At 41.4% G+C, this 15,332-nt stretch carries 14 protein-coding genes and 1 pseudogene; 4 read left to right on the top strand and 11 right to left on the bottom strand.

Going from position 1 to position 15,332, the window contains the following annotated elements; all coding sequences use genetic code 11:
• Positions 1 to 357: 357 nt before the first annotated feature.
• The 4 genes from HWQ58_RS20635 to HWQ58_RS20620 form a co-directional block, all read right to left on the bottom strand.
• A complete protein-coding gene (locus HWQ58_RS20635) occupies positions 358 to 627 on the bottom strand; it encodes a YlxR family protein (RefSeq protein ID WP_292866613.1) in 270 nt (89 codons plus the stop codon).
• A gap of 149 nt (positions 628 to 776) precedes the next feature.
• Positions 777 to 2,063 (bottom strand): transcription termination factor NusA, encoded by a 1,287-nt coding sequence (gene nusA, locus HWQ58_RS20630; protein ID WP_292866611.1) that lies wholly within the window; start codon positions 2,061 to 2,063, stop codon positions 777 to 779.
• Between the two features lie 237 nt (positions 2,064 to 2,300).
• The gene (rimP, locus tag HWQ58_RS20625) at positions 2,301 to 2,762 is read right to left on the bottom strand and encodes a ribosome maturation factor RimP (RefSeq protein ID WP_292866609.1); all 462 of its coding nucleotides are present in this window, start codon (positions 2,760 to 2,762) and stop codon (positions 2,301 to 2,303) included.
• A gap of 269 nt (positions 2,763 to 3,031) precedes the next feature.
• The gene (locus tag HWQ58_RS20620) at positions 3,032 to 4,480 is read right to left on the bottom strand and encodes a hypothetical protein (RefSeq protein ID WP_292866607.1); all 1,449 of its coding nucleotides are present in this window, start codon (positions 4,478 to 4,480) and stop codon (positions 3,032 to 3,034) included.
• A 523-nt stretch (positions 4,481 to 5,003) separates the two neighbouring features.
• Between HWQ58_RS20620 and HWQ58_RS20615 the strand changes: the two genes are divergently transcribed.
• Positions 5,004 to 5,732 (top strand): peptidoglycan-binding protein, encoded by a 729-nt coding sequence (locus HWQ58_RS20615; protein ID WP_292866605.1) that lies wholly within the window; start codon positions 5,004 to 5,006, stop codon positions 5,730 to 5,732.
• Positions 5,733 to 5,763: 31 nt separating this feature from the next.
• Here the strand turns inward: HWQ58_RS20615 and HWQ58_RS20610 are convergent, their stop codons facing one another.
• Both HWQ58_RS20610 and HWQ58_RS20605 read right to left on the bottom strand, forming a co-directional pair.
• Complete coding sequence (locus HWQ58_RS20610; protein ID WP_292866660.1) at positions 5,764 to 6,657, bottom strand: hypothetical protein; 894 nt, start codon at positions 6,655 to 6,657, stop codon at positions 5,764 to 5,766.
• A gap of 235 nt (positions 6,658 to 6,892) precedes the next feature.
• Positions 6,893 to 8,782, bottom strand: a complete 1,890-nt coding sequence (locus HWQ58_RS20605) for a serine/threonine-protein kinase (protein ID WP_292866603.1) — start codon at positions 8,780 to 8,782, stop codon at positions 6,893 to 6,895.
• 294 nt (positions 8,783 to 9,076) lie between these two features.
• Here HWQ58_RS20605 and HWQ58_RS20600 point away from each other — a divergent pair, with 294 nt between their 5' ends.
• Positions 9,077 to 9,997 (top strand): DUF3365 domain-containing protein, encoded by a 921-nt coding sequence (locus HWQ58_RS20600; RefSeq protein ID WP_292866601.1) that lies wholly within the window; start codon positions 9,077 to 9,079, stop codon positions 9,995 to 9,997.
• 488 nt (positions 9,998 to 10,485) lie between these two features.
• On the opposite strand, the gene HWQ58_RS20595 is transcribed toward HWQ58_RS20600, so the two are convergent.
• The gene (locus HWQ58_RS20595) at positions 10,486 to 11,727 is read right to left on the bottom strand and encodes a serine/threonine-protein kinase (protein WP_292866658.1); all 1,242 of its coding nucleotides are present in this window, start codon (positions 11,725 to 11,727) and stop codon (positions 10,486 to 10,488) included.
• A gap of 354 nt (positions 11,728 to 12,081) precedes the next feature.
• On the opposite strand from HWQ58_RS20595, the gene HWQ58_RS20590 reads away from it, so the two are divergent.
• On the top strand, positions 12,082 to 12,315 hold the full coding sequence (locus HWQ58_RS20590; RefSeq protein WP_292866599.1) for a hypothetical protein: 234 nt from the start codon (positions 12,082 to 12,084) through the stop codon (positions 12,313 to 12,315).
• On the opposite strand, the gene HWQ58_RS20585 is transcribed toward HWQ58_RS20590, so the two are convergent.
• Complete coding sequence (locus HWQ58_RS20585; RefSeq protein ID WP_292866597.1) at positions 12,307 to 13,140, bottom strand: Uma2 family endonuclease; 834 nt, start codon at positions 13,138 to 13,140, stop codon at positions 12,307 to 12,309. The two genes, HWQ58_RS20590 and HWQ58_RS20585, sit on opposite strands and share 9 nt — an antisense overlap.
• A gap of 441 nt (positions 13,141 to 13,581) precedes the next feature.
• On the opposite strand from HWQ58_RS20585, the gene HWQ58_RS20580 reads away from it, so the two are divergent.
• On the top strand, positions 13,582 to 14,049 hold the full coding sequence (locus HWQ58_RS20580; protein WP_292866595.1) for a hypothetical protein: 468 nt from the start codon (positions 13,582 to 13,584) through the stop codon (positions 14,047 to 14,049).
• Between the two features lie 295 nt (positions 14,050 to 14,344).
• Here the strand turns inward: HWQ58_RS20580 and HWQ58_RS38535 are convergent.
• The 3 genes and pseudogenes from HWQ58_RS38535 to HWQ58_RS20560 form a co-directional block, all read right to left on the bottom strand.
• A pseudogene (locus HWQ58_RS38535) lies at positions 14,345 to 14,680 on the bottom strand (DUF5615 family PIN-like protein); the annotation flags it as partial.
• A gap of 67 nt (positions 14,681 to 14,747) precedes the next feature.
• On the bottom strand, positions 14,748 to 15,077 hold the full coding sequence (locus tag HWQ58_RS20565; protein WP_292866591.1) for a DUF433 domain-containing protein: 330 nt from the start codon (positions 15,075 to 15,077) through the stop codon (positions 14,748 to 14,750).
• The gene (locus HWQ58_RS20560) at positions 15,034 to 15,279 is read right to left on the bottom strand and encodes a hypothetical protein (RefSeq protein WP_292866589.1); all 246 of its coding nucleotides are present in this window, start codon (positions 15,277 to 15,279) and stop codon (positions 15,034 to 15,036) included. The genes HWQ58_RS20565 and HWQ58_RS20560 overlap by 44 nt, the downstream gene beginning before the upstream one ends.
• Positions 15,280 to 15,332: the final 53 nt, after the last annotated feature.

Here is a 15,332-nt window from a genome sequence, read left to right as displayed (position 1 = left end):
AGATGTTTCGGTTTAATAATGGCATCCCCACCAGGAATGATGGTTGAGGGATACCCATAAAAATTTCTTAAATAAAAGATTTTTATAGGAACCCTTGACGCCGAACTGCGCCTGAGCGCTACCAGGTTGCCATTTTGTAGTTTCTTGTTTTGTTGATTCTGAGTCTTCCACAACACAATCGATTACATCTTGTTCTGGGAATGGTGCCTCGCCCCTCGTTATTGGAGAGCCGACTGCCTTTTACACCCATTTACTATTTTGGCACTAACCTTAACGCTCAACAGGGAGTGTGATGAAAGCGCGATTTCGGCTTTCGACACAATTCCTCTTAATGATTACGTCACAAAGTTGTTCCAACTAAATTTGGTTTTGGGTATTAGTGCGGGCTAGACGTTGCGACAAGCTTTGGTACAGTGCTTCTGGCACTGATGCATGTAGCGATCGCCCTAGTCGATTTTTTTTTTGAGCCGCTTGTAAGCAACTCGTTTCTGGACAAATATAGGCAGAACGCCCCATGCCCTGATCCAATTGTACCTTTCCCGATGGAAAGACGCGGACAATCCGCCAAAACTCATCTTTTGAGCCTACTTTACGGCAACTAATACAGCGCCGATAATTGGGTTGCATCGGTTCTTTGCGATCTCAGTCCAGGATAATGGAAGTAAAAAGAAGTTTATTATTACTATTTTTTACTTATACCAAGTAGCTTTTGAGAAAATAATCCTTGAGACTAAGACTACAATATTACATTATCAAAACTTTACAAAATTAATCAATTATTCATCATCGTTATTGTCAAAAGTATCTTCCTCTTCTAATTCGTTCTGATTTTCATCCTCGAATTCTTCTTCATATTCCAGATCGTCTTCTTCTGATTCCTCTGATTGATATTTTGTTCTGACGGCTGCAAATTTAGTATCCTCTGCTGCATAGTCATACTTAGCTTTGTCTTTAATGTCTATTTTCCAACCAGTTAGACGGGCTGCCAAACGGACGTTTTGTCCTTCTTTCCCAATAGCCAAACTCAATTGATCTTCAGCTACAAGTACGTGAGTTTGCCGCGATTCTGGGTCCATCAGGCGTACTTCATCTACCCGTGCTGGACTTAAGGCATTAGCAATGTATGTTGCTGGGTCTGGCGACCAGCGAATTACATCTATTTTTTCACCGCGTAATTCGTTGACTACCACTTGAATTCGCGATCCCCTAGCTCCAATACAAGCGCCTACTGGGTCTACATCGCGATCTAGAGTATCTACTGCTATTTTAGTCCGAGGGCCGACATAACGGGAAGGGGGGTTTGCCTCCCTAGCTACGGCAACAATCCGTACAACTTCATCTTCGATTTCTGGGACTTCGTTGGCGAAAAGATAAACTACCAAACCAGCATCAGCACGAGACACAAGCAACTGTGGCCCTCGTTGCTGACCTTGAGAGACTTTTTTCAAATATACCTTGAAGGTGGCATTCGCTCGATAATTATCGTTGGGCAACTGTTCCCGCTTCGGTAATTCGGCTTCTACTTCTGGCTGACCAAAGCCGCTGCTAACTGCTAGAACCACTGATTGCCGTTCAAACCGCAGGACTCTTGCTTGGAGAACAGTTCCTTCTAAATCTTGGAACTCTTCTTGCACCATCTGGCGCTGTTGATCCCGTAATTTTTGTGCCAATACTTGCTTAGTTTGCATCGCTGCCATCCGACCAAATTCTCCTTGGTCGGGGGTAACATCCAGCACCACAGAGTCCCCTAACTGCGCTTCGGGAGCGACTTGTTGAACTTCATCTAGGGAAATTTGGTGGTCTGTGTTATCTACTTCTTCAACAATGGTTTTGGTGGAAAGAACGCGAAATCCTTCTCCTTCAATATCGAGTTCTACTTCAAAATTTTCAAAATAATCTTCGTCAAACTGTTTGCGCTCTAAATTTTGGGCGCGGCGATAACGTTCATAGCCTTTAAGTAGTGCTTCTCTAATAGCTGATTGAACTGCAAGCCGGGGTAAATTACGTTCGCGACTTATACTTTCAATTAATTCTTTTAATCCGGGTAAAGTAACCATTGACATAAGCAATCTCCTTTAAAAATTAGGGAGTGGGGAGAGATGCGATTAATCGCGTCTCTACTGAGTGGAGACTGGGGACTAGGGACTGAAAACTACGCACTAGAGCCAGGGATTAGAGAATAGCTTTAAACTAATCTCTAACCTCTAGCCCCTAGCCTCTAACCTTTAGCCCTTAGTTCCTAATCTTTAGCCTTGAGCTAAGGTGCTCTAGTCTCTAACTCTTGAGCCATAGCCCTTTGTTTATCGGCGCTCCTCTAACTGCACCTTGGTAATTAGGGAGCGGGGAATTTCGACTACACGACCTTTTTGATTTAAGTAAAGTGCTGTCTCATCCCGACGAATCAACTGACCAATCCACTCTTGTTGTCCGTCGTAGGGTGGCGAAGTGGAGATAATGACAGGAAATCCTTTAAAGGAAATAAACTCCCTGTCTGTTACCAGTTGCCGCGAAATACCAGGACTAGACACTTCCAAGACGTATGTATCTGGAACGATTTCCGCAGTATCTAAGGAGGCTTCTAAAGCACGGCTCATCTTCTCACAATCGTTCAACCCAGTGTCTTGCTCAGGATTGCGAATGTCTACCCGCAACACTGGTGGACTTTGGTTGGTGTGAAAAACCACGCCAACCACTTCCAATCCCAGTTCTTCTGCTACTGGTGTCGCCAAATCAATAATTTGTGGAACTAAAGGATGAACCATGAGAGAATTCAATAAAAAAAGTGGGCATCGACCCACTTCCTGCGATAGGTATATCTTCCAAGAAGTCTTGTGACGAACCAAATTATGATTCGCCTAATTCGAGTTTAGCGCATTTCTTTTATAGTCGTGCATTGGGCAAACAGGGCATTGAGAAGAGATAAGGGAGAGGGGGGGAGATAAGGGAGAGAGGGGAGATAAGGGAGAGATTTATTCAATAATTCCCCCTCATCTCCCCCTGCTCCCCCTGCTCCCCTGCTCCTCTGCTCTCCCTACCCTTGCCGTATTTTTGGGAGAGTAGCGCCTTTATCCACTACTACGGGAACTGATACTTGTGTTCTTAACTGCCGGGTTTGCTCGATAATTTGGTCTATGTCTTCTTGGGATAAACGCTGGACGTAGTTGAGTTTGATTTCCTCTAAGAAGTCAAAAAGTAAACTCTGAATTTCTGAAAGTACGTGTTTTTCCTTTATTTCAGATCCCAAAGCGTCACTGAAGCTTTGTACTAATTGACTGGTGAGTTTTGCTCCTACAGGGTCTTCAACAGCGCTAACTAAAGTTTTGTAAAGATTAGTTGTGATTTGAGTTGCCAGTTGTTCGCTTAACTGGGTTTGGGCGTGTCCCACGCCAGGAAGATTCTGGAGGTTGCGGTAGACGGGGACTTGATCGAAGACGGTTTCGATGTTGTGGCGCAGAATGGCAACGATCGCAGGTTGGATATCGGGTAGCACTCGGTAGACAATTGTTTTTACCAAAAGACCTGCGATCGCTTCCACTTCATTCACATTATTAATATCTATGTAGGGACGTAAATTTTCTTTTTGCGAGAGCCAGCTAGTTAATTCACCCCGCCGAATTGAACCCTGAACCTGATTAATCACTCTCACCACCACAATTTCTGTGAGTTCTTCGGCAAAATTGGCGACAATTCCCTGATTAATTTGCTTTCGTACTGGATGCAGATTCAATAACCGCGCTTGATCGAGGCGAATTAATACAGGTATGATTCGCAACCCTCGCCAAAATGGTATCAGTAAAAATAAGTCGTACCAACGCCACAATACTGCTTCTAACCAGCTAAAACCAGGATGTTGGCGTCTGAGCAAAAAGGTACGCCCTAGCAATTCTACGCCAAATAAAATCACAAAGGGTAAGTCAATAATCCAGAATTTATCAATAAAATCCCCATTTTCCCCGATTTGGCGGTAGTAGTTACTGGCGATCAAAGGGCGGATGCTCTTGTTAAAAAAATTCATTTCTTCAAGCCAGCCATTTTGTGATAGATATGGCTGACTCCAAAAAGTAGCGAAGGACTGTTTTGCAGATTCTTTGCGGATGTGCGATCGCATCCTTTGTTTGATTTTCTCCAAAGTCCCACTCTTATTCGCTCCCGCAAACGGGTTACTGTCAATCATCTCGCTGCTAAGACGACTTATTTGTATTAGCCTGCTATTTACCTGAGGCGACTGTAAACCTGTTTGCCTAACTTGTTCTTCTAATGCGTCTACTGTTTTTAAATAACTTTTTGTGTCTCGATGACTTTCAATACCTTTGGTTTGGTCATAAATCTTAGTAATTTGAGGAAGTTTTCGCAAGTAGAAATCTCGCCAAGGTACGTAACTTAAATCAAACAACACTAAACTTAAATTTACTGCGGCAGCAATTGCCATAAATCTTTCAAACCAAAGATTACGCTGCTTAGAAGATTTTATATTTTTCATTTTCTGTAATATATGATACTTATTTAGGTGTTTAAAACATAAACTCTTTCATTTATTAATTTTTGGCCCTTTCTAACCAATTACAGCAATTTCCAGTCGAGTAGACGCCAGTAGAAGTGTACATCTGTCATGGGTGTCAACTTTAGCCCAAAACAAAACTCCTTTAAAACCTCTTTTCCAACCATAGGCTGAAAATACTCCTGATTGCAGCACAGCCACAGGTAAAGAGACTGCCTTTGACCTTAAGTTAATGCCAATGCACAGATGTGATTCTCTACCGCAGTTTAGTGTTAAAAGGGTATATTCGCTTCAAATGATAACCGCTGTATCTTTGCTAATACAAGATACTTCTTTTGATGGATGACAGAAATTATTTTCTACAGTCTTAGCTAAATTTAACAAAAAAAAATCACAATTTATTCAAAATTCATTAAATAATCGTGAAAAAAGTTATTAAACAAACTTAAAATGCAGCTGTTAATGTTTATGATCCTGCTGATTTAACCCAAAGGAGTTTTTAAGTATGTGGTGTGGGTTTGGAAAATCAAGCGCAACCTTTGCTGTTACTTGCCTGATGACTGCTAGTTTGGTAATTACAGACACAGGTTTTGCAGCCCCTCAAAAAAGTTATACGCCCCAGCAATTCCGTGAGGTATTGCGGGGATTAGGTTATAACGTCAAGGTAACAAATACTGCTTTGACAGACCAGGAAACTAAAAAGGCAATTCGAGAATTTCAGACTGGTTATAAGCTAAAACCAGTTGATGGCATCGCAGGGCCAAAAACCCAAAATTTTGCTGCTAACATCGTTCAAATTCTGCACAGAAATTTGAATGCAGTGGTGAAGCCAAATCCTCCCCTGCCGCGCGATCATTTTTATGGTTCCCGCACGGAAGAAGTGGTGAAGGAGTATCAAAAGAAATATCAGTTGCAAGAAACTGGAATTGCGAATTTAGCACTCCGCCAAAAGCTGAATGAAGAAGCAAAGACACTCTTCAGTCAGCCAACGCCTAAACCAACGGCTACACCAACAGGTAGACCGAGAACAGATAGACCGAGAACTACACCGACGGCTACACCAACAGCTACACCAACAGCTACACCGACGGCTACACCAACAGCTACACCAACAGCTACACCAACAGCTACACCAACAGCTACACCGACAGCTACACCAACAGCTACACCAACAGCTACACCAACAGCTACACCAACAGAGACACCGACAGCTACACCGACAACTACACCCTAGTCGCCACAAAAAACTCCTACCCCAAAGCCCCTCAAGTCATCTGATTTGGTTCTTCTAAGGGTCTGCCTTTGGGTGTAGGTAGAATTGGACGGCGGTCATTGTAAGGCATAGGAATGTACTGCACGCTGGGTCGTCCTCCTTGTGGCTGTGGGAACAGATCCATGAGATTGTAAATAGAATGGGGCAGTCCGACGGTTACGGGCAGCCCCATTTCTGTTGCTTCTTCAATAGTGATGGGATAGTCGTGGGTGACGCGCCCAGTTGTTAATGCTTCGATAATCGGTTCGATATTTTCTGGCAGAACTTTTTGTTTGGGTATACTGTCTTTTAGCAAAGTTCGTACAAACCGCTGTACCTGCCCAATTGCTTTGCGTGATAGGTCGGCCATAATTAGAGTTTGGTCATCAATCTCACTGATGGGTTTATCTTCAACTACTTTCAGGATACTGGCTGCGGGGTAATTGCCTAGTTGTGGATCAACTGGCCCTAAGACAGCGTTAGCATCCATAATAATTTCATCAGAGGCGAGGGCAAGCATTGTACCGCCACTCATGGCATAGTGGGGTACAAAGACTGTGACTTTTGCTTGGTGGCGAATTAACGCTCTGGCGATTTGTTCAGTAGCCAAAACTAAACCGCCAGGAGTGTGCAAAATTAAGTCAATTGGCACATCTGGGGGTGTGAGGCGAATTGCCCGCAATATTTGTTCTGAGTCTTCGATAGTAATGTAGCGAGATATGGGAATTCCCAAAAAGCTAATGGACTCTTGGCGGTGAATCAGTAAAATTACCCGACTTTTGCGTTCCTGCTGGAATTCTTGTAAAGCACGCAAGCGCCGATATTCTATTTGACGTTTTTGCCAAAGGGGTTGCAAGGAAGTTAGAAGGAGGAAAATCCAAAATAAATCACCAATACCAAAGCCCATATAATTTTTATTGTTCAAAAATAACGGTTGCCGTCATTATTGTCACAAATTTAGGGCGATCGCAGTTCTATCTGTAGATTTATAGAAAAATTACGAATTATTTACTAAGTAAGTCGGTGCAATAAAACCAAACTATATGAAGAAAAGTAAAGAAGGCTCAAACTTTTTCTCCCCCAGCTAAGAGCTCCCAGCAAGAACTGCCTTATCCCAACAATAATTATTTACGCCGACCTACTTACCCCCTTCGCCAAATTTTAATAGTGTCGTCATCACTACCGCTAACTAGGGTTTGGCCATCGGGACTGAAGGCAACGCATCTAACATAATTGGAATGCCCTGTAAGTGTGCTGATTTCTTTACCACTGTGTATGTGCCACAGTTTGATAGTGTTGTCCCAACTGCCACTAGCGAGAAATTGTCCATCCTGGCTAAAGGCGACTGACCAAACTGAATCAGAATGACCAATGAGAGTACGAATTTCTTTGCCTGTATTTATATGCCACAGTTTAATTGTGTTGTCACCACTGCCACTGGCGAGAATTTCGCCATTTTTACTGAAGGCGATACAGTTGACAAAGAAGGAATGGCCTGTGAGTGTGTAAATATTTCTGCCTGTATATATTTGCCAGAGTTTAATCGTGTAATCATTGCTGCTACTAGCCACTAGCTGTCTCTCCTGGCTATTAGTTGCAGACGTTCTCGGAGAGTAAGCGACTGACGAAACTGGGTCAGAATGACCTGTGAAAGTTTGGATTTCTATGCCTGTGTGTACCTGCCACAATTTAATTGTGCAGTCAGCACTGCCACTAGCCAGAAACTTGCCATCGGGACTAAAAGCAACGGAATTCACCCAATTAGCATGACCAGTGAGAGTACGAATTTCTTTACCTGTGTTGACATCCCACAATTTGATTGTATTATCCCAACTCCCACTAGCTAAGATTCCCCGGTTCAGGTCTGCAACTCCCGCAGATTTGCCTGACTCGCCTTGATAAGAAAGGTTTGAAGAGATTGGGCTAAAGGCGACGGAATGAACCATACTGGAATGACTAGAAGACCAACGACCTAATTGACGCACTAGCTTGCCATTGCCCACTTGCCAAAGTTTGATGGTCTTGTCATTACTGCCACTAGCAATAAATTGCCCGTCTGGGCTAATGGCGATCGCATGAACCATACTAGAATGACCTTTAAGGGTCTGTACACACTGCCAGTTCTGCCGATCTAATACAACAGGTACAGATAGTTGCAGTCTAGGCTTGCTCACTAAAGTAGATGATATTTTGCTTATATCTTCCCCTGTATCAGAACCCAATAAATCCAACCACTCCTGCACAGACTGGGGACGATACGTTGATTCCAGATCCATGCCGCACATAATAGCCTGATTTACCCTATTGCTGATGTTGGGATTAAAATATTGTGGTGGTTCTAAATTAATATTGTGACGTCTATCATCTGCACTAGTTGGTACAACTGCGGTTAGCAAATTATACAAAGTAGCGGCTAGGGCGTAAATATCAATGTATTCTCCTCGCGGCGCTTCTGATTCATACTGTTCAGGTGGGGCAAAACCAGGAGTACGATACACTGTGTGCCTTTGGATCATATTAGGAACAAATTCTCTAGCGATGCCAAAGTCTATCAGCACTGCTTCTAATTTATCAATGCGGATCATGATGTTGCGTGGTTTGAGATCCCGATGCAACAGTCCTTTAGAATGGATTAGGGTCAAAGCATCGCCAATTTGCCGGATGTAAAGTAGCGCTTCTGCCTCTGATAGCACTCCTATTCGCCTCAAGCGCTGTGCTAAGTCTTCCCCTTCGATGTAATCCATCACCATGCAGGGCAAATTCCCCTCATCAAAGATGGTTTCTATCTGTACTATATGAGGATGGTGGCACACAGCCAGCCGAACTGCTTCATCACGAAAGTCTTGCCGTAACTTGTTTCGGTGAAGTATCCAGGCGGGATGATTCAGGATTTCTTCTTTGAGGGTTTTAATCACTCGCTGTTGATTTCGTTGATTTCTGGCAAGATAAGTAATGCCAATTCCGCCTTCACCTAGTTGGCTTTCAATAATGTAGCGTCCCCCGAATATAGACTTTCCTGCATTCCACACCATTAGTAATATTTGACAATTGCTGGTATTTATTTTGGCACGGTATCAGAACAGCCAATACGAATTTTTGGGAATTCCATTTGAATTGCTGTTGTAGCTTTTTAGACTCAGTTATTTAGATAACATTTTCATTAACCTCAATAATTACTAATAGTATAAAGTTTGAATATACCCTCATAGTTTTGCCTAAACTATGCCTTTACACGAAAATATGAAAGTTGATTGCTCATGTTAGAGTAAACAGTAACTTTAGACATATTTGTTCATAATAATTTGACTTGTAGGTAATCTAAAATTATGCTAAAAAATCTCAATTTGAAACAAAAATTTACAATTCTGCTACTGGTAATTTTGACATTTGGTCTGAGCTTGAGTGGATTTACTCTTTCTTCTCTACTGAGGGAGAATGCTAAACAAGATATTAGTTCAACTGGTCTCATGCTCATCCAAACAATGACTTCTGTTCGTAAATACACCAGTACTCAAGTGAATCCAGAGCTAGTTGATAAATTGGCTACTGAGTTTTTGCCGCAAACCGTGCCTGGATACTCAGCACGAGAGGTGTTTGAAATTTTACGGAAAACAACAGATTACCGTGATTTCTTTTATAAAGAAGCAACTCTCAATCCCACAAATCTTCGGGATAAGGCTGACGGTTTTGAGACAGAAATTGTAGAACAGTTCAGAAATAAATCAGACCTTAAAGAAGTTAGTGGATTTCGCTCAATTCCTGGTGGAGATATCTTTTATATTGCTCGTCCCTTAGCAATTTCTGAACAAAGCTGTCTGGTCTGTCATAGTGTACCGGAAGCTGCACCTCAAAGTATGATTAGTCTTTATGGTGCTGCTAATGGATTTGGGTGGAAGCTGAATGAAATTGTCGGCGCTCAGATTATATCAGTACCTGCAAAGAATGTCATCAACAAAGCAAATCAGTCTTCCTTACTAATTATTTTGATTGTATCAGCTATATTTATAGCGACTATCCTGTTAGTCAACTTGTTCTTGAATCGACAAGTTGTGAGGCCTCTCAAACGCATGACTCGCATAGCCGAAGAAGTTAGTACGGGACACATGGAAGTTGAATTTGAGCAGATGTCTAATGATGAAATCGGTAATTTAGCTAGAGCCTTTAAACGGATGCAGTTAAGTTTAGAAATGGCGATGAAAAGAATCAAACGTACTCAAGGAGGTACAGGCGATTATAATAATTTTTAATGACCGAAAACGAAAAGGATACAAGCCCCTAAATTTATTTATGGATAAGCAAAAAATGTATGACGAGTGGCACAGTGCAAGAAATACAAAGTCCGTTTACAAGCCCCTAAATTTATTTATGGGGATGATTAATTTTGAATTTTGAATTTTGAATTCGGAGCGTACCCCTTTGGGGAAGCAAGCTACGCGCAGCGTCTCGTAGAGAGAGCGTCACGTCGCTTCTCTACAAGACGCTAAAAGCGTAGCTTGCAACTCTTACAGAGTACGCGGACTCGCTTTGCGGGACGCTAACGTAATGAGGCTCTGTAGAAGACGTTGCATGTAACTTGCTTCCCCATAGAAGTATACAGACTCGCTTTGCGGGATGCTAACGTAATTAATTTTTGTTTTTAGGGGATATTTAGACTTACCAAAAAACCTTGCTAATTTTATCCACAGAATCAGTTAAAAGATTAAAAATTATTCCTCAATACGTGGTGTCTAAATCTCTATGAAAATAAGCTTTTTTTGAATTCAAAAGCTGCTTGAAAATTAGGAATCTCCTTAGTTACAAGTTCAATAAATTGGTCAGCTGAAATATAAGGATTATGAGCTAGTATTTCTTCTATAATCAGATTTGCCATTGGGCCGATGTGGTAGGCTAATTCTTGCTGACAATGTTTGATAAATGCTGGTTGCAGTGAAGATTGTTGTTCAATTCTTTGCCCAGTTTGTGGACTAGCAGGTGAATTAAAAATTGTTTCTTCAGGTTGGTTATATGACTGTGATATGGCCGACATTGCCTGAAATTCCGGGTTAAATACCGTAGCTGGCAAATCATCAACCATGATTGCAGAAGACATTGCCACTTCTGGTTCTCGAATATACTCTAAATCTCTGAGAACTTCGCTGGCTGTTTGGTATCGCTTATTAGGTCTATCTTCCAACATGCAATCAAGTACTTGAGCAAACCCATCAGTAACATAAGTATAATCACGCCAGTTCCATTCAAGTGAGTATTGATCCATTAGTAAAGATGGATCTCTAGCTGTGAGTAATACAATAGCAGTTACACCTAAAGCATAAAGGTCACTAGAGGGTGAACATAAACCCAAACTAATCTGTTCACGGGGAGCATATCCCACTTTGCCGACAAGGGACATTTTACCAACAAACGTTACCTGTTGGTTGGAACTTCTCCCTTCGTTCATGTCAGCAATTTGCTTACCTACCCCGAAATCAATCAGCACTGGCAGATCGTTGCCATCGGGTAACATGATGTTGTCAGGAGAAATATCTCGATGGATGATGTTGTGCTGGTGGACATATTCCAAAACAGGCAGCAGATTCTTTAGCCACTGTATAACTTCATCTTCAGAAAAATTTCTTCCTTGACGTTGAAGTTCTCCTAGCAGTCTCGAATATGTTTTACCGTCAACATACTCTTGTACTAGGAATAACCGTCCATCTCCTTCAAAGCAAGCCAAAAACTTGGGAATTTGAGGATGCTGCAATTGATGAAGAATTTTTGCTTCTCTTTTAAATAAGTTACGATATTGTTCCAGTCCACTTTCGCCTGTGCCAATGGGTGCAAATTCTTTGAGAACACAGGCTTCATTAAACCGACGAGTGTCAAATGCTAAGTAAGTTCGTCCCAATCCTCCCTGTCCTAGAAGTTTTTGGATAATATAGCGGTTATCGATTAGAGTTCCAGTAGCTATTTCTGGCCTTGTCATCGGGGACTGTGACATCATCATCGCACTCCTAGCGATTTTGTTATTGATTTATCTAATTTGCTGAAAGTCAGAAACTCTAGCAGATAAAGGCTGATAACATCCTTTAAATTGAGGTTAGCACCACTATCGAGCCAAGGAAATACACTTTTCTACAATTTTCTGATGGTCTTGTGTACCAAATAGACAATTTTAACCTGAGTAATTTGATCGTACTACTAATACTTAAGTATTTTAACCGCCGCAACATAATCAGTGTCTGCGGTAATATCTGCAAATGTTCAGGGCATCGCCTTTTAGATTTGCTGCTGAACCTTATTTTCCCGTTAGTAACCCAATTGAAACTGGGTTGAGGAACAGTAAGGGTATAGCGTGACACCATGGTTTTTCATAAAAACTGAGGTGGCTACAGACTTGCTGAAAGGAATATTATATGTATTTCAAGTGCTAAATATGCGATCGCTCTCAAAAATTAATCTTTCTGAGAAACTATATCATTATCAAATAGCGGCTTCGGCATCGGCTATCAAAGTTTTCAGTACTGATGATTCCTCAAAAGCAGAAAATTATGCTGTATATCAGAAAAGACTCGTGAAGCTACAATAATTCATCTAGTTCATCAGGATTCACGCCTAACTGACGCAAACGTTCTGCTAATTGTTCTGTTTTTCGTTTGGCTTGAGCAGCTTCTTGTTTAGCTTGAGCAGCTTCTTGTTCTGCAATAATAGCTCGTTCAGTTGCAGCAGCAGCTTCCTCTGTGGGTGCAGGAATTAATTCTCCCGTTAAAGTGAACCACCTTAACCACAACCTTTCAATATCTCGAAATGAACCTTGCCATAAGCCTAAACTTAAATCTATCTCTGGCATTAGTAGGTATCCATCGGTCAAATTCATCGGTTCATAGTGACCGCCGACTAACTGAAAAGCCCGAAGTTCATTAGTATAATGACTAAATACAACATAGTAGGGAATCCGTAAAATTCGTTCATAAACTTCCCATTTGCTAGGAGGTTTATCTGCTGCACTTTCTCTTCTTGTGCCTAAATCTTCGTCTTCCGTACCTGGAGATAATAACTCAACAACTACAAAGGGGTTTCCTGGTTCTTGCCAAGTGACATAACTTAACCGTAAATCTTGCCCTTTGTATAACTTTTCTACACCTACTACACCAAACCAATCTGGGCGCTTATACCACAAAGGATGCTGTAAATCATAATAGAGATTAAGGTCAGCCGCACTGTAAACTAGTTCGGAATTCCAGTTAATGGGCTGAAAAGTTAGGTATAAAAGTAAGGGTTGTAAAAAGTGAAAATCGTCTGGCAAGCCTGGTTCCTCTGGGTTGTCACTTGGTAAATCATACATCGTTGGTAGAGTTTCCCAAGGAGGAAGCGGCGGATCAGATTGAGGGATGTAATGGGGAGAAGAAGTCATAAGAAAAATTCGGTTTGACATTTTTCGGCTATCACTTTTATGGCTCTACCGTACTTATTATGCTAAATTTACAGCTTCCAAAAGAGAATAGGGAATAGGTAACAGAAGCGAATAGATGTGTACTGAGTTTTTTCACGCAATCAAATAGGATTCCTATAGAAGTAATAATGTTATTCCACAACTAGCTGCGAAGTGTTCGCGCACCGCTCTGCTAACGCCAAATTTTGAGATTACCTCTGCTACTATTATCTCTAAATGTTCGGCTTCCTTGGGTCAAATGCCACTGAACTTTAATCGTGAAACTTGCTCAAGGTTGCTAATTAGCTAGATATCACTTATTGAAAAGTATAAAAATTTTTTCTTAATTGCTTATAAATGACTATTACTGCCTAAATAACTTGGGGAATACTGAAATATAATACCATTAAAAGTGTATTAAAAATGGCAGATAATAAACTCAGTGCAAAACTTTCCTCCGCAAACAGGGAAGCTGTGATGCAAGCTATTACTACTATCCGCGAAAAGTTACCGTTCTTGATTGATTTGACAACCGAGGAGCGTAAAGCTTTACCTAAGCTGGGGGATAAGAGTCGGGCGTTTGTGAGTAAGGCATTGGAAATCGGCACACAAAACCCTGACTTCTTACCTCGTTCTTTTGACTTGAATGAAATGCGCCAAGATATTGAATTATTTGAAGCCCTGTATCCCATTTTGCTGTCGTTGACGCAACTGCAAGAACTGGTGGATGATACTTCTGTGGCTGTTGGTAGCGAAGCTTATGCGGCGGGTTTGATGATATATAACTATGCTAAAGCCAGTGGTAAAGGCTCTGGTTTAGATTCAATGGTTGATGATTTAGGACGCAGATTTGCCCGGAAAGCTAAAAAAGTGCAACCACAAAGTTCATAAGTCGAGAAATTAACTCAACGCTGTTATCTAAAAACATAAAACTTTTTGCTCTAAGCTTGGGTGTTTTTGTTTAAAGTGAGACACTCCGAGTTCAGAGCATTAATATTTTAGTTTTAAATGAGAACGTTTTCGTTTGCAGTGAGAACATTCCTCAAGTGAGAACGTTCTGGTTTGAAGTCAGAACATTTTAGTTTCAAGTGAGAACGTTTTCGTTTGAAGTGAGAATGTTCCGGTTTGAAGTCAGAACGTTTTTGTTTCAAATTAAAAATTTGTGTTTACTCAACAGCTTTGATACCTATCTTAGGTATTCTTGAATAATGAAAACTTGTCGGCTGGATTTGGGTTGGTTCTGCTTTTTGATGCGAATCAGGCGATTTTGCAGTGCGATCGCCCAAGCAAGACTTTGTGACTTAATATCTTGCAAGTAGGTGTGGAGAGTTTGAATTTGCCCTAAATAGTCTCTATCAGTTTTGCAGATAATGATGCCGTTGTGAGCAATGCCGCTATTATGTAAGGCAATGAAGTCGTCACGGTTAAGAGTGATGACGATTCGCTGGTTTTGTGTCGCAAAAATTAGAACTTGCTCATCAGAGATACCTTGATTTGCTTGTCCTGCTTCATAGGAAGTTAGGACATCGTAACCTCACTGGCGCAATTCTCTGACTATATCCATAGGAAAATTCTTATTAGAGTAAAGCTTAACCATCATCATCCTCAGTCAACCTGATGATTGCTCGGTCTAATTGTTCTTGGTGCTGTTCATAATAAGTCCAGGCAGCTTTTAGCTCGTTATGGGTTAGGGTAGGGTAGTTTCGCAGCAACTCTTCCTCATCTGCTCCCTGTTGGCGAAAAGCCACCAGCGTCCACATAGGGATGCGCGTGTTGCGAATGCGTGGCTGTCCCCCGCAGACACCGACTGTCACTTGAATTAGCTGGCTGCTTAGTCGCTGTTGTAAAAAGACGCGCTCTTCTGGAGTGAGAGATTCAATAATTTGTACCAGCGAATCGACTAATCGCGTGTTCATCATTATTCTTTTGCTTTAATGATTGGTAATATTCCCATCCTTCGTCTTTAGAAAGGCGTTCATTATCTTCCGATTCTTCCATTAACTGTATCAAGCTGTAGTTCTCCAATATTTCTTCAATTTTTTCAAAGTCAGCTATAGAAATTTGTACAGCGATCGCTTGCTGATTTTCATCCATGACGTAATTTTTAGTAATTTCTAGCATTTTTACGACATCTAATTGATTGCGAGTTCCACTTACTATTTTGATTTATTCAC

The organism is Nostoc sp. LPT (genome assembly GCF_017115165.1).
Classification (GTDB): domain Bacteria; phylum Cyanobacteriota; class Cyanobacteriia; order Cyanobacteriales; family Nostocaceae; genus Nostoc.
The sequence above is the reverse complement of the archived record's forward strand: the minus strand, read 5'-3'. Positions and strand labels throughout refer to the sequence as shown.

Bases quoted from the DNA above. Each gene is read 5' to 3' on its own strand.
- HWQ58_RS20620 (WP_292866607.1), bottom strand. From the start codon at position 4,480: ATGAAAAATATAAAATCTTCTAAGCAGCGTAATCTTTGGTTTGAAAGA.
- rimP (WP_292866609.1), bottom strand. From the start codon at position 2,762: ATGGTTCATCCTTTAGTTCCACAAATTATTGATTTGGCGACACCAGTA.
- HWQ58_RS20635 (WP_292866613.1), bottom strand. From the start codon at position 627: ATGCAACCCAATTATCGGCGCTGTATTAGTTGCCGTAAAGTAGGCTCA.
- HWQ58_RS20580 (WP_292866595.1), top strand. From the start codon at position 13,582: ATGGCAGATAATAAACTCAGTGCAAAACTTTCCTCCGCAAACAGGGAA.
- HWQ58_RS20615 (WP_292866605.1), top strand. From the start codon at position 5,004: ATGTGGTGTGGGTTTGGAAAATCAAGCGCAACCTTTGCTGTTACTTGC.
- HWQ58_RS20605 (WP_292866603.1), bottom strand. From the start codon at position 8,782: ATGGTGTGGAATGCAGGAAAGTCTATATTCGGGGGACGCTACATTATT.
- HWQ58_RS20585 (WP_292866597.1), bottom strand. From the start codon at position 13,140: ATGACTTCTTCTCCCCATTACATCCCTCAATCTGATCCGCCGCTTCCT.
- nusA (WP_292866611.1), bottom strand. From the start codon at position 2,063: ATGTCAATGGTTACTTTACCCGGATTAAAAGAATTAATTGAAAGTATA.
- HWQ58_RS20600 (WP_292866601.1), top strand. From the start codon at position 9,077: ATGCTAAAAAATCTCAATTTGAAACAAAAATTTACAATTCTGCTACTG.
- HWQ58_RS20610 (WP_292866660.1), bottom strand. From the start codon at position 6,657: ATGGGCTTTGGTATTGGTGATTTATTTTGGATTTTCCTCCTTCTAACT.
- HWQ58_RS20565 (WP_292866591.1), bottom strand. From the start codon at position 15,077: ATGATGAACACGCGATTAGTCGATTCGCTGGTACAAATTATTGAATCT.
- HWQ58_RS20560 (WP_292866589.1), bottom strand. From the start codon at position 15,279: ATGCTAGAAATTACTAAAAATTACGTCATGGATGAAAATCAGCAAGCG.
- HWQ58_RS20595 (WP_292866658.1), bottom strand. From the start codon at position 11,727: ATGTCACAGTCCCCGATGACAAGGCCAGAAATAGCTACTGGAACTCTA.